Origin of the sequence: Dactylosporangium sp. NPDC051541, assembly GCF_044454505.1 — a bacterium.
GTDB lineage: Bacteria > Actinomycetota > Actinomycetes > Mycobacteriales > Micromonosporaceae > Dactylosporangium.
The window spans coordinates 1,021,378-1,034,034 of record NZ_JBITDU010000001.1; the positions used below are offsets into that span (position 1 = coordinate 1,021,378).

The 12,657-nt window shown below is 71.6% G+C and carries 10 protein-coding genes; 2 read left to right on the forward strand and 8 right to left on the reverse strand.

What is annotated here, in order from left to right:
- Window positions 1-9 precede the first annotated feature (9 nt).
- Window positions 10-2,409: an Hsp70 family protein gene (locus tag ACIA8L_RS04650; protein ID WP_395900373.1), complete on the forward strand. Its 2,400-nt coding sequence runs from the start codon at window positions 10-12 to the stop codon at window positions 2,407-2,409.
- 7 nt (window positions 2,410-2,416) lie between these two features.
- On the opposite strand, the gene fabG is transcribed toward ACIA8L_RS04650, so the two are convergent.
- Both fabG and ACIA8L_RS04660 read right to left on the reverse strand, forming a co-directional pair.
- Complete coding sequence (gene fabG, locus ACIA8L_RS04655) at window positions 2,417-3,115, reverse strand: 3-oxoacyl-ACP reductase FabG (protein ID WP_395900375.1); 699 nt, start codon at window positions 3,113-3,115, stop codon at window positions 2,417-2,419.
- 4 nt (window positions 3,116-3,119) lie between these two features.
- Window positions 3,120-4,283 (reverse strand): thiolase family protein, encoded by a 1,164-nt coding sequence (locus tag ACIA8L_RS04660; RefSeq protein WP_395900377.1) that lies wholly within the window; start codon window positions 4,281-4,283, stop codon window positions 3,120-3,122.
- A 60-nt stretch (window positions 4,284-4,343) separates the two neighbouring features.
- Between ACIA8L_RS04660 and ACIA8L_RS04665 the strand changes: the two genes are divergently transcribed.
- The gene (locus ACIA8L_RS04665) at window positions 4,344-5,153 is read left to right on the forward strand and encodes a hypothetical protein (RefSeq protein WP_395900380.1); all 810 of its coding nucleotides are present in this window, start codon (window positions 4,344-4,346) and stop codon (window positions 5,151-5,153) included.
- Here the strand turns inward: ACIA8L_RS04665 and ACIA8L_RS04670 are convergent.
- The 6 genes from ACIA8L_RS04670 to ACIA8L_RS04695 all read right to left on the reverse strand — a co-directional run bounded on the left by ACIA8L_RS04670 (window position 5,148) and on the right by ACIA8L_RS04695 (window position 12,120).
- Window positions 5,148-5,504: a helix-turn-helix domain-containing protein gene (locus ACIA8L_RS04670; RefSeq protein ID WP_395900383.1), complete on the reverse strand. Its 357-nt coding sequence runs from the start codon at window positions 5,502-5,504 to the stop codon at window positions 5,148-5,150. The genes ACIA8L_RS04665 and ACIA8L_RS04670 overlap by 6 nt on opposite strands.
- Window positions 5,501-5,926 carry a type II toxin-antitoxin system RelE/ParE family toxin gene (locus ACIA8L_RS04675; protein ID WP_395900385.1) on the reverse strand — a complete coding sequence of 142 codons (426 nt, stop codon included), beginning with the start codon at window positions 5,924-5,926 and terminating at the stop codon, window positions 5,501-5,503. The genes ACIA8L_RS04670 and ACIA8L_RS04675 overlap by 4 nt, the downstream gene beginning before the upstream one ends.
- Window positions 5,927-5,980: 54 nt before the next feature.
- Complete coding sequence (locus ACIA8L_RS04680; protein ID WP_395900388.1) at window positions 5,981-6,364, reverse strand: YybH family protein; 384 nt, start codon at window positions 6,362-6,364, stop codon at window positions 5,981-5,983.
- 82 nt (window positions 6,365-6,446) lie between these two features.
- Window positions 6,447-7,730 (reverse strand): MFS transporter, encoded by a 1,284-nt coding sequence (locus ACIA8L_RS04685; protein ID WP_395900391.1) that lies wholly within the window; start codon window positions 7,728-7,730, stop codon window positions 6,447-6,449.
- On the reverse strand, window positions 7,727-9,019 hold the full coding sequence (locus tag ACIA8L_RS04690; RefSeq protein WP_395900393.1) for an aminotransferase class I/II-fold pyridoxal phosphate-dependent enzyme: 1,293 nt from the start codon (window positions 9,017-9,019) through the stop codon (window positions 7,727-7,729). The genes ACIA8L_RS04685 and ACIA8L_RS04690 overlap by 4 nt, the downstream gene beginning before the upstream one ends.
- Window positions 9,020-9,093: 74 nt before the next feature.
- Complete coding sequence (locus tag ACIA8L_RS04695; protein WP_395900395.1) at window positions 9,094-12,120, reverse strand: putative bifunctional diguanylate cyclase/phosphodiesterase; 3,027 nt, start codon at window positions 12,118-12,120, stop codon at window positions 9,094-9,096.
- Window positions 12,121-12,657 lie beyond the last annotated feature (537 nt).

A 12,657-nucleotide genomic window follows, 5' to 3' on the forward strand; every position in this document is an offset into this window, starting at 1 on the left:
CGTGTCGGCGTGACGAGGCATATCGAGTCGCAGCTGGGCGTCGACCTGGGCACCACGCACACCGTCGCCGCACTGACCGCCGCCGACGGTCGTAGCCAGCCGCTGCTGTTCGACGCCAGCTTCCTGCTGCCGTCGTCGGTGTACGCCGAGGTCGACGGGCACCTGCTCGTCGGCAGGGATGCCGAGCGCAGTGCCCGGCTCGACCCGTCCCGCTTCGAACCCAACCCGAAGCGCCGGATCGACGACGGCACGGTGCTGCTGGGCCAGCGCGAATACGCCGTCTCGGACCTGCTGGCGGCGTTGCTGCGGCGCACCGCGGACGAGGCGTCGCGGGTCCTGGGGATCATGCCGGTGCGCACCGTGCTGACCTACCCGGCCAACTGGGCCACCCAGCGCCGGGCCGTCCTGGCCGACGCCGCGGCCCGGGCCGGCATGCCGTCGCCGATCCTGGTGCCGGAGCCGATCGCGGCCGCCGCCTACTTCACCACCGTCCTCGGGCGCACCATCGTCCCCGGCGGCGTGCTGGTGGTCTACGACTTCGGCGGCGGCACGTTCGACACCACCGTCCTGCGCCGCCGCCCCGACGGCGGCTGGGACGTGCTGGCCAGCGACGGCCTGCCCGACGTCGGCGGGGTCGACCTGGACGCGGCGATCATCTCGCACCTCGGCCAGACGCTGACGGTGAGCGACCCGGACCGCTGGCGGCAGCTGGTCGAGCCGTCCGACGACGCCGGCCGGCGCCGCAACCACCTGCTCCGCGAGGACGTCCGCTCGGCCAAGGAGCAGCTCTCGCGCGCCTCCACGGCCAGCATCCACCTGCCGCTGATCGAGACCGACATCCACGTCACCAGAACCGAGTTCGAACAGCTTTCCCGGTCGTACCTCCAGCGCACGGTGGACCTCACCGCGAGCACCCTGCAGCGGGCCGGGGTCCGCACGGATCAGATCGGCGGCCTGTTCCTGGTCGGCGGCTCCAGCCGGATCCCGATGGTCAGCACCCTGCTGCACCAGCGGCTCGGGGTCGCACCGACGCTGATCGAGCAGCCGGAGCTGGTCGTGGCCCTGGGCAGCGTGCTGGCCGCGATGCCGTCGCCGGCCCGCCCGGCCCCGTTCCCGCCGGCCGCGCCGCCCGGTCCGCGGCCCCCGATGATGGGCGTGCCCATGCCGCCCATGGCCCCGCCGAACGCCCCGATCTCGGGCCCCGTCGGGATGCCGGTCTCGGGCGCCGCGCCGGTCTCCGCGCCGCCGCCGAGCCCGGTCTCGCCCGCCGCCTTCCAGTCCGCGAGCACGCCGATGTCGCCGCCGACCAGCGCACCGCCGACCAGTGCGCCGCCGCACCCGCACCCGACCGCGGCGTTCGGGGCGCCGCCGCCGATCGCGCCGCCGTTCCGGCCGGTCCAGCCCGTGCGCCCGGTCCGCTCCGGCATGAACGCGGGCGTGCTCGTCGCCATCATCGCCGCGTGCGTGCTGCTGCTCGGCGTGGGCGGGGTGGTCGCGTGGAACGCCGTCAGCGACGACAAGCCCGACACCGGCAACACGGGCGCGGCCGGCAGCGGCAACGGTGTGAACGGCGGCAACCGCAGCACCGCCGGCACCGGCGCGGGCGCGGTCGGCGGGACCAAGGACGCCAAGCCCGGCGCCGACCAGCAGGCGGTCAACGTCAACAAGTCGGTCTGGTTCGCCCAGTTCAAGATCACCGTCGGGAAGCTCACCTACGACGCCAAGGCGAGCTCGCACCAGCTCTCGGCCGAGATGATCGTGGAGAACCTGGGCACCGACAACGACACGCCATATCTGCCCACGGTGTTCAACGTCGGCGGGCAGCAGTACACGGGCTCGTTCCGGGAGAGCACCACGGTCGCGGCCGGGCAGAAGAGCAACTACAACATGGACTTCAGCATCTACGACCCGCTGAAGGCCAGCATCGCCACCGGGGAGTTCATCTTCGGCGAGGGCGACCGCGAGCAGCCGAAGATCTCCCTCGCCACCGGGGACGTCCTCGCCTACGAGCCGGCCAACCTGGTCACGAACAAGAAGGTCACGGTGCACGACGTCACCGCGACGTTCACCACCTGCGACGTGCGGGGCGGCTTCTTCGACTACAACGGGCAGGCGAAGAAGGGCTACCGCGTCGTCATGTGCAAGGTCGACATCCAGTACACGGGGAAGTCGAGCCTGTACGTCGGGCAGGAGCACTTCCGCCTCGGCGCCCCCGACGGCACCGAGATCGGCCCGCTGACCGCCCCCAACGAGGCCCTCTCCAGCGGGCAGAACGCGGTCGGCGACGACCTCGCGTTCCAGGTCAAGAAGGACCTGGCGGGGGTGTACAAGCTGCGGGTGGTCGACCTCGGCGATCACAAGGACCGGCAGGCCGGCGACGTCGTCGAGGTCGACCTGGTGCTGAAGTAGCCGCTAGCTAGCGGGCGCCGCCGTTGACGTACAGGGTCTGGCCGGAGACGTAGGAGGCCTCGTCGCTGGCCAGGAACGCGATGACGGCGGCGACCTCCTCGGGCCGGCCGACCCGGCGCAGCGGCGTGCGCTCGGCCACCTGCGCCTGGTGCTCCTCGGCGGTGCTGCCGACCCGCTCGGCGGTGGCCGCGGTCATCGGGGTGGCGATGTAGCCGGGCGCGACGGCGTTGACGGTGATCCCGTACGGCCCCAGCTCGATCGCCAGCGTCGCGGTCAGCCCCTGCACGCCGGCCTTCGCCGCGGCGTAGTTGGCCTGGCCCCGGTTGCCGAGGGCGGAGCGGCTGCTGAGGTTGACGATCCGGCCGTAGCGCTGCGCCACCATCACCCGCTGCGCCGCCTGCGTGCACAGGAACATGCTGGTCAGGTTGGTGTTGAGCACGGCCGTCCACTCGTCGAACGGCATCTTGAACAGCAGGTTGTCCCGGGTGATCCCGGCGTTGTTGACGAGGATGTCGATCCGGCCGATCCCGGCGAACACCTCGTCGACCTGCGCCTTGTCGGTCACGTCGCAGGCGACGACCCCGTCACCGGCCTTGAGGTCGAGCACCACCACGTCGGCACCCTGCTCGCGCAGGAGGGCGGCGGTCGCGGCCCCGATGCCCTGCGCCCCGCCCGTCACGACGGCCGTCCGGCCCTGAAAACGCATCTCGTCAGACCCTCTCCACCAGTACTGCCGATCCCTGCCCGACACCGACACACATCGTCGCCAGCCCCCGCGCGTCGCCGGTCCGCCGCAGCCGGTGCAGCAGCGTCGTGAGGATCCGCGCGCCCGAGCAGCCGAGCGGGTGCCCGATCGCGATCGCCCCGCCGTCCGGGTTGACCAGTTCGGGGTCGAGGCCGAGCTCGTCGGTGCAGGCCAGCACCTGGGCCGCGAAGGCCTCGTTGAGCTCGGCCTGCTCGATGTCGCCGATCGACCAGCCGGCCCGGGCGAGGACCTTGCGGGTCGCCGGCACCGGCCCGATCCCCATGACGTCCGGGTGCACACCGGCCGACGCTCCGGCCACGTAGCGGCCGAGTGGCTCCAGGTCGAGGTCGTTGAGCGCGTCCTCGCTCACGAGCAGTACCCCCGCCGCACCGTCGTTCAAAGGGGAGGCGTTCCCGGCCGTCACCGTGCCGCCGGCGCGGAACACGGGCTTGAGCTTGGCGAGCTTCTCGAGGCTGGTGTCGGCGCGGATGCCCTCGTCGGCGCTCACCCCCTCGACCGGCAGGATTTCGGCGGCGAAGTGGCCGTTCTTGCTCGCCGCCGCGGCCCGCTGGTGGCTGCGCAGGGCGAAGGCGTCCTGGCGCTCGCGGCCGATGCCGTGGCGGGCGGCGACCTCCTCCGCCGTCTCACCCATGCTCAGCAGGCCGTGCCGGTCGCGCATGCGCGGGTTGACCAGGCGCCAGCCGAGGCGGGTGTCGGCGATGGCCATCGAGTTGGGGAGGCTGTCGTCGGGGCGGGGCAGGACGAACGGCGCCCGGCTCATCGACTCGGACCCGCCGGCCACGACGATGTCGGCCTCACCCGCGGCGATGGTGCGGGCGGCGACGGTCACCGCCTCCATCCCCGACGCGCACAGCCGGTTGACGGTGGCGCCGGGCACGCTGTCGGGGAGGCCGGCGAGCAGGACCGCCATGCGGGCGACGTTGCGGTTGTCCTCGCCGGCCTGGTTGGCCGCGCCCCAGTAGACCTCGTCGACGCGGGCCGGGTCGACGCCCGTGACGAGTTCCTTGACCACGGCCGCCGCGAGGTCGTCGGGCCGGACGTGGCTGAGCGCGCCACGGAGCCGGCCGATCGGCGTGCGCCGGGCGGCGGCGAAGTAGACGGTTCGCATGGCCCAAAACTAACACTGTTAGTCGGAACTTTTGGACGGCCGGCCGCGTCGAATCCGGGCATGAGGTTCTCGCGCCTGCTCGTGGCGGTCGTGCTGGTGACGGCCGGCTGTGGTTCACCCGCGATCGTGGGCTCACCGCCGGCGTCGTACGCCCCGGATGACCTGGTCCTGCAGGTGCACACGTCGGGCGGCCTGGTCACTCCGGCGACGGCGTTCAGCGAGTTGCCGCAGGTGAGTGTGTACGGCGACGGCCGGGTGATCGTCAACGGCCCGGTGTCGGCCGGGTCTACGGCCCCGGCTCTGCCGAACGCGCGGCTGCGGCACGTGCCGCCGGCCGAGGTGCGGCGGTGGGCGGAGCGCGCACTGGAGGCCGGCGTCGGCAACGGCGCCGATCTCGGTGTCCCGCAGGTGATGGACGCCCCGGGCACTCGGATCAGTGTCCTGGCTTCGTCGGGCCGCCTGACGACGGACGTGCCCGCGCTCGGCCTCCACGGCGGCTTGAGCCTGTCGCAGACCCGGGCCCGCCAGCCCCTGGAGGATCTGGTGCACTCGCTGCGGGACCTGGAGCGGGGCGGCACGGAGCCCTACGAGCCGAAGCTGATGGCCGCGGTGGCCGAGCCGTGGCCGCCGAGCCGGGACGCCGCCGCGATCGACCCACCCGCGATGGACTGGCCCGGCCCGACCCCGCTCCCGGGCGAGGTGGCCGACCGCCTCCGCGTCCACTGCGTCACGGTGGACGCCGCCCCGCTGCTGTCCGCCGCGGCAAAAGCCACCCGCCGCACCCCGTGGCTCTCGGGCGACACCCGCTGGCAGGTGTCCTTCCGCCCCCTCCTGCCCCACGAGTCCACCTGCGCCGACCTGGCGCTATGAGGCCGCCTGCTCCGGCGCGGGAACGGTGTCCGCGGCGGCGGTCTCGGCCGGGGCCATCAGCGGAAAGCGGTGGTGCCCCTGCACGGCGACGATCTCCAGCCCGCCGCCGGGCAGCACCGCGGTGACGTAGCGCTCCAGCAGGTCGATGGTGATGTTCGTCGACCGCTCGATGGCGGCCACGCGCGGCTGGGACACGCCGATGCGGGCGGCCAGCTCGGCCTGGCTGAGGCCGGTCCGCTCCCGCAGCGCCGTCAGTCCGATGGCCAGCCGCAGCTGTTCCTCAACCGCGGACACCCGCTCGGCCGCGCCCTCGACGGCCAGAACCCGCTGCTCCCAGTCCCGCAGACTCATCGCCGCCTCCTACGTCGCGTCCCTGAGGTCTCGCCTCGCGCTTGCACCGATTGGTTTCGCCGTGCCCAGAATGCCGCCTGATGTTCGCTGAACCGCGCATCGGCGAGGGGGATGTTGGTCTCATACCAGCGGGACCAGTTGCCGCTCTTGTCGCCGCCGACGAGCAGGATGGCCTGCCGTTGCATGTCGAAGGCGAACAGCAGGCGGATCTCGGTCCGGCCGGTCGAGCCGGGGCGTAGCTCCTTCATGTTGGCGTGCTGACTGCTGGTGATGGTGTCGACCAGCGGCCGGCCCAGGCCTGGACCGAAATCCCGGAGGATCCGGATCGCCGCCAGGAGCGCCTCGGTGTCCGGCTGGTCGAGGCTTTCGGCCCATTTCTCGCACTCGGCATGGAACTCCACCACCCAACCGCCTCGTGCCACGCAATAACAATAGCGTTATTGCCGGAGCCGGACAAGCCGCAGTTATGTCCGGTTCTAGGTGGGTTCTGAGCCTTGGATCGCTCGCCACAGCCAGGCGCCGGAGTTGCGCCGGGACAGCAGGCCGGTGATGCGGTACGGGAAGGGTTCGACCGTGCCGGCGGCGGTGTGTTCGGCGCCGTCGGCCTCGGCGATCACGAAGGCGCCGCCGGGCAGGGTGTGGACCGTGGCCGAGGTGGCCTGCCACGTGTACGCCGCCGGCCGTGCGAAGAGCCCCGCCAGGAGCTCCCGCACGGCCGCGCGGCCGGTGGCGCACTCGCCGGCCTCCGAGCCGACGTACGTGATGTCGTCCTCCGGCACGAAGCAGGCCATGACGCCCTCGAGGTCGCGGGCGAGGAAGGCCTGCCCGAGCCGGTCCACCATGGCAACGACGTCACTCATGATTCCCCCAAGCCGCCTTCGGCGGCGGCGAACACGGCTGCGCCACCGCACGAACGGGCCCGCCGTTTCGCTGCACGCCCGCTCATGCGGCCAACTCCAACTGTTTCGGCGCGCGCATGCCCGGCAGGTACAGGAACGCGAGGGTCACCGCGGCCCCGAGCACGCCGGCGCCGATGAGCGTGTTCTGGATGCCGATGGCGTTGGCGACCGGCGCGGCCATGGCGTAGCTCAGCGGTACCAGGGCGATCGAGATGAACCAGTCGACCGACGAGACCCGTCCCATCAGCTCCTCCGGCACCAGGCGTTGCTTCGCCGTCGCCCAGGCGATGGTCCCGGCCGCCTCCAGGCCGTTGACCAGGGCGCACGCGATCGCGAGGGTCCACGACGACGTGGCCAGGCCGTAGCCCGCGACCGCGAGCGTCGCGAGGGTCCAGCTGCAGTAGATGAACTTCATGTACTCCTTGGGTACCCCGCGCTGGCCGACGATGAGCGCCGCCGCGATGGCGCCGACCCCGCCGCTGGCCAGGATGAGGCCGAGGTCACCCGCCGTGCCGTGCAGTTCGTGCTTGACCACCAGGGGCAGCAGTACCTCGGTGGGGCCGATGAACAGCAGGTAGGTGAAGGTGGCGGCGACGAACGTGCCCCAGAGCCACACGTTGCCGCGCACGTAGCTCATGCCCTCCTTGAGCTCGGTCCACACCGAACCTTCCGATGTTTCGGAGGCGTCGGACGGCGTGGCTCGGGATCGCATCAGCAGCAGGCAGCCCGCGGAGACGGCGAACGTGGCCGCGTCCACGGCGAAGGCCAGGCCGGCGCCGCCGGCGGCGATCAGCACGCCGCCGAGCGACGGCCCGGCCATCTGCAGGGCGGCCGGCCGGACGAACTGGTCCAGCGCGTTGGCCCGGACCAGCTCGTCCCCGTCGACCAGGGTGGGCACGAGCCCGTCGAACGCCGGGCCGAAGAAGCCCGACGCCGCCCCGTACACCGCGACCAGGGCCACGATGTGCCACACCTGGATCGCGCCGCTGAGGCTGAGCGCGGCGAGGACGGCCAGCGCCGCGCCCCGCACCACGTCCGTCGCCAGCATGATCTTCCGCCGGTCGAACCGGTCGCTGACCACGCCGCCGAACAGCAGGGTGACGACCTGGGGCAGGGTGAGGGCGAACCCGACGACCGACATCGCCGCGGGCGCGTCCGACAGCGCGTACACCTGCCAGGCCATGGCGACGAGGAGGACCCCGTCGCCGATCAGCGATCCGCTCATCCCGGTCCACAGCAGCCGGAAGTCCCGGTTGCGCAGGGGGATCAGCAGGCCCGGCAGTTGCCGCCGGGCCCGGTGGCGGGCCTGGAAGGCGTGCTCGCTCAAGCCGCGTTCCCGAGGGTGTTCACGTCCGTCCGCAGGAGACGGCCGGCCCCGGCCAGCTGGGTCAGCACGCCGTTGAGCTGGTCGATCTCCGCGTCGGTGTTGGCCGCGGTGACCTGGACGCGGAACCCGACCTGGTCGCGGGGGACCAGCGGGTAGGCGGCGAGGGTCACGTAGGTCTCGTTGTCCCACAGGTACTGCCCGACGGCGGCGATGTCCTCGCCCGGTGCCAGCGGCAGCTCGATGATCGGCGTGGTGCCGGTGTTCGGGGTGTAGACGCCGAGGTCGCGGACGTGGTTGAGCACGCGCATCGTCTTGCGGTACAGATCGGCCCGGATGTCGTCGCCGCGCTTCTCGTTGACGTCGAGGCCGGCCAGGACCGTGGCCAGGGAGGCCGTGGGGGAGGGGCCGGAGTACAGGTACGGCGGGGCCGCGACCTTGAGGTGGTTCTTGAGCCACGTCGGCAGGGCCAGGAACGCCATCAGCGACGAGTAGGACTTCGAGAAGCCGCCGACGAGCACGATGTTGTCGTAGCTCTCGCCCGCGTACTTCACGATCGCGTTGCCGCGCGAGCCGTAGGGCGACGTCTCGTCCTCGCGCCGCTCGCCGATGACCCCGAAGCCGTGGGCCTCGTCCACGTACAGCAGCGCGTCGTACTGCCGCGCCACCTCGGCGAAGCGGGCCAGGTCGGGCGCGAGGCCGGTCATGCTGTTGACGCCGTCCATCGCGATGAGCTTGGCCTTGCCGGCCGGGGCCTGGGCGAGCAGTTCGGCGAGGTGCTCGGGGTCGCCGGCCCGGAAGCGCTGCACGGTGGCGCCGAGGCCCTTGGCGTACATGCAGCCGTCGTAGATGGTCTTGTGCGACTGCGAGTCGAGGAAGATCGTGCCGTCGCCGGCCAGGATCGGGATCACCGACATGTGGATGTGCGTGATCGTCGGCAGCAGCAGGGTGTCGGGCGCGCCGAGCAGCTCGGTGAGGCGCTCCTCGATGTCGATGTACGGCCGGGAGTTGCCCAGCAGCCGCGACCAGCTCGGGTGCGTGCCCCAGGTGCGGATGTACGGCTCGACGGCGTCCATGATCTCGGGCTCGAGGTCGAAGCCGAGGTAGTTGCACGAGGCCCAGTCGGTCAGCCAGTGACTGCCCACCCGGATCCGGCGGCCGTCGATCTCCTCGATGACGGCGTCGTACATCGGGCTGGTCGTGCGCAGGCGCTCCAGGTCGTCCCAGCGGCCGTCCTTGCGGACGTAGGTGCCCTGGGTGCCCTGGTGGCTGTGCAGCGGGTGGACGGTCATTCGGGTCTACCTTCCATGGTTTTGAGGATTTTCCTGGGGTACTGCCCCCGCCCGGGATCGCCGGAGCGGGTTCTCTACGCCATCGCGGCGAATGGCGCGGTCTTCGGGATGAGCGCGAACGCGTCGGGCTCGCTGAGCGGCCGGGCGAACAGGTAGCCCTGGCCGTAGGGGCAGCCGATCTCGTGCAGCGCCTCGCGCTGGCCCGGCTCCTCGACGCCCTCGGCGACGACCGAGAGGTTGAAGGTCTGGGCCAGCTGGACGATCGCGGTCACGACCGCCCGCTGCTGCGTCGAGGAGAGCATGTCGTCGATGAACGACTTGTCGATCTTCAGCACGTCGATCGGCATGTGCTGCAGGTAGGACAGCGAGGAGTAGCCGGTGCCGAAGTCGTCGATGGCGAGCCGGATGCCCATCGCCCGCAGCGCGTCGAGGTCGGCCCGGACCGTGTCGTCGTTGCGCAGCAGCAGGCTCTCGGTGATCTCCAGCAGCAGCGTGCCGGGTTCGACGCCGGACGCGCGCAGCATCTGGCGCACCTCCTCGACGAAGCCGGGGGTCCGGAACTGCCGGGCCGAGACGTTGACGCTGATGTAGCGCAGCGCGCCGGGCGCCGTGGACCGCTGCCAGCGGCCGGCCGTGTTCAGCGCCTGCTGCAGGACCATCCGCCCCATCGGCACGATGAGCCCGCTCTCCTCGGCCACCTCGATGAAGTGGCCGGGCGCGATCATGCCCCGGGTCGGGTGGTTCCACCGGACGAGCGCCTCGAAGCCCAGCGGCACGCCCGTCGCAAGATCGACGATCGGCTGGTACTGCAGCACGAACTGGCTTTCCTTGACCGCCTGGTCGAGGGCGGCGCGCAGCTCCAGGCGCTCCAGCACCGCGGTGTGCAGGTCCGACTGGTACCGCCGCCACTGCCCCTTGCCGGCGCCCTTGGCCACGTAGAGCGCGAGGTCGGCCTGGCGCAGGAGCTCCTCGGCCGAGTTCGCGTCGATCGTGGTGGACAGGCCGATGCTGCTGATGCCGTTGACCGAGTCGCCGGCCACCGCGAACGGCTCCGCGAGGGCGATGTTGATGCGCTCGGCGGCCAGCTCGAGGTCGGCGATGGAGTCGGCCTCGATGAGCGCGGCGAACTCGTCGCCGCCGAGCCGGGCCACGGTGTCGGTCGGGCGCAGCTCGCCGGTGATCCGCTTGCCGACGGCCTTGAGCAGCTCGTCGCCGATGGCGTGGCCGAGCGTGTCGTTGACGATCTTGAAGTCGTCGAGGTCGATGAACAGGACGCCGACCAGGGTGCCGTCGCGCTGGCCGCGGAAGACGGCCTGCTCGACCCGGTCGCCGAAGAGCACCCGGTTGGCCAGGCCTGTGAGCGAGTCGTGGAACGCCTGGCGGATCAGCTGCTCCTCCATTCGCCGGCGCTCGGTCACGTCCCGCACCGTCAGCACCAGGCCGCCGACGGTGGTGTCGGAGCGCAGGTCCCGGCAGTCGATCTCGACCAGCAGGCCGGAGCCGTCGACCCGCTCGGCCCGCACGTCCATGACGTCGTGGCTGTGCAGGCCGTGGCGGACCTGGCCGAGCAGCTCGGCCAGGCGGGCCCGCTCGTCGCGGGCCAGGAACTCCCACAGCTCGTAGCCGGCGATACGCTCGTCGCCGAAGACCGTGCCGGCCGCCGGGCTCGCATACTGGATGACGTCGTTGTCGTCGATGATCAGGATGACGTCGGACGTGTTGTGGATCAGGGTGCGGAAGTACGCCTCGCTGTTGCGCCGGTTCACCTCGGCCGACAGCGTGATCCGCTCCAGGGCCATGGCGGCCTGCGCGGCGAGCACCTCGAACGTCGGCTGCAGCAGCTGCAGGACCTCGGTCGGGGCGGCGAGATACAGGGTGTCGCTGGTGGCGCCGAGCGGGTGGCGCAGCGTCGAGCTGAACTCGCGCAGCTGGGCCCGCACGTCCGGGGCCAGCCCGGAGACGCGCACCAGGCCCGGCGCCGGCAGCTCCTCCTCGTCGCCGACCCGGATGAGCGCGACGACGTGCGGGGTGTCGGCCGGCAGCAGCCGCTCGAGGGTGGTCTGGACGGCGGCGAGGGCCTCGCCGGTGTCGGCCGCGGCCACGAGCGTGGTGGTGGCCGCGCGCAGCCCCCGCTCGCGGGTCAGGGACTGGCGGTGGTTGCCCATGACCCCGGCCAGGCGGGTCAGCACGAGCGCGAACATCACACCGGAGGCGGCGGCGATGACGGCCGCGTCCCGGACGGTGCCGAGGCTGGCCTCGATCAGCAGCACGGCCGGCGCGATCAGCGAGGCCAGGCCGAGCAGCACGATGCGGCGCCCGCTGAGGTCGGTGGTCGCCGACGAGCGGGTCGGCTCCGTCATCTCCGTCATCGACGGGTGCAGGGCGGCCGCCGCCCACGCCGAGTAGCACAGCACCCAGCCGAGGTCGGTGGGGCCGCCGACGTGCCAGGAGCCGTTGAGCTGGATGAGCCCGTAGACGACGTCGGCGGCGAGCAGCCCGGCGGTGCCGAGGCCGAGGAAGTTGATCGTGCCGTTGCGGCGCATCCCGCCGGTGAGCAGCCGGACGAAGACGGCCAGGGTCAGCACGTCGCCGAGCGGGTACGCGATCGACACCAGCTTCTGCAGCAGCGTCAGCTCGGTGCTGCGGACATACGGGTCGATCAGGAAGATCCAGGACAGCAGGGCCAGGCCGATCGTGAACGTGGCCGCGTCGATCAGGCTGTCGCGGTTGTTGCGCCCGGTACGGGAGCGGATGAAGCCCAGCAGGCCGCCGGCGACGAGCGGATACATCGCCAGGTACAGCACGTCGTTGACCGACGGGAACGGGTTCTCGAGCGCGAAGACATCGGTGAGCAGGTTGTACAGGAAGTCCCCGGCCCCGAAGCAGCCCAGCGCGGCCGCCAGCAGCAGCCACGGCCACCGCCGGCTCGGCTTGTGCACGACGACCCCGACGACGACCCCGGCCACGCTGGACAGGCCGATCGCGCCCCACCACAGCATGTGCTGGTCGGGCCACAGGTAGAACGCAACGGTGAGCAGTCCCATCCAGACCGCGAACCAGGCGCTGAGCCGGCTCTTCAGCACGTGGTGTCGCCTCCTCACTGCTCACAGGGTTTCGACCTTTGCGAAATCCCTGATCGGTCAGGCGGCGGAACTCTGAAGTTGGAATGGGGTGCGTCTAGGGTCCCCCGAGTTGCCGGACGGGTCCTCCGAACGGAGGACGTCGCGTACTCAAGCCATCACACTCCGTGCTGCCCCTTCGCCGGCGCACCTTACGGAGCTGAGCCTCGCCTGTGCCTCCACTCTCGCGGCGCTCAACGTCTGCGGCGCCTCAAGCCCCAAACGCCTGCGGGCTCAACTCCTGGCCGGTGCGGCTCTGCGCGGCGCGAATCTTGGTTGGTGCGACAGTTGGGCACTCCGTGCCACGACTCCTGCGTGGCGCGAAAAGTCGGGCGCTCCGCGTGGCGCGAAAAGTCGGGCGCTCCGCGTGACGCGAAAAGTCGGGCGCTCCGCGTGGCGCGAAAAGTCGGGCGCTCCGCGTGGCGCGAAAAGTCGGGCGCTCCGCGTGACGCGAAAAGTCGGGCGCTCCGCGTGACGCGAAAAGTCGGGCGCTCCGCGTGACGCGAAAAGTCGGGCGCG

What these genes read in the sequence shown, in the direction of transcription:
- ACIA8L_RS04670 (WP_395900383.1), bottom strand. Translation starts at nt 5,504, where the DNA reads ATGAGTCTGCGGGACTGGGAGCAGCGGGTTCTGGCCGTCGAGGGCGCG.
- ACIA8L_RS04660 (WP_395900377.1), bottom strand. Translation starts at nt 4,283, where the DNA reads ATGCGAACCGTCTACTTCGCCGCCGCCCGGCGCACGCCGATCGGCCGG.
- ACIA8L_RS04680 (WP_395900388.1), bottom strand. Translation starts at nt 6,364, where the DNA reads ATGAGTGACGTCGTTGCCATGGTGGACCGGCTCGGGCAGGCCTTCCTC.
- fabG (WP_395900375.1), bottom strand. Translation starts at nt 3,115, where the DNA reads ATGCGTTTTCAGGGCCGGACGGCCGTCGTGACGGGCGGGGCGCAGGGC.
- ACIA8L_RS04665 (WP_395900380.1), top strand. Translation starts at nt 4,344, where the DNA reads ATGAGGTTCTCGCGCCTGCTCGTGGCGGTCGTGCTGGTGACGGCCGGC.
- ACIA8L_RS04690 (WP_395900393.1), bottom strand. Translation starts at nt 9,019, where the DNA reads ATGACCGTCCACCCGCTGCACAGCCACCAGGGCACCCAGGGCACCTAC.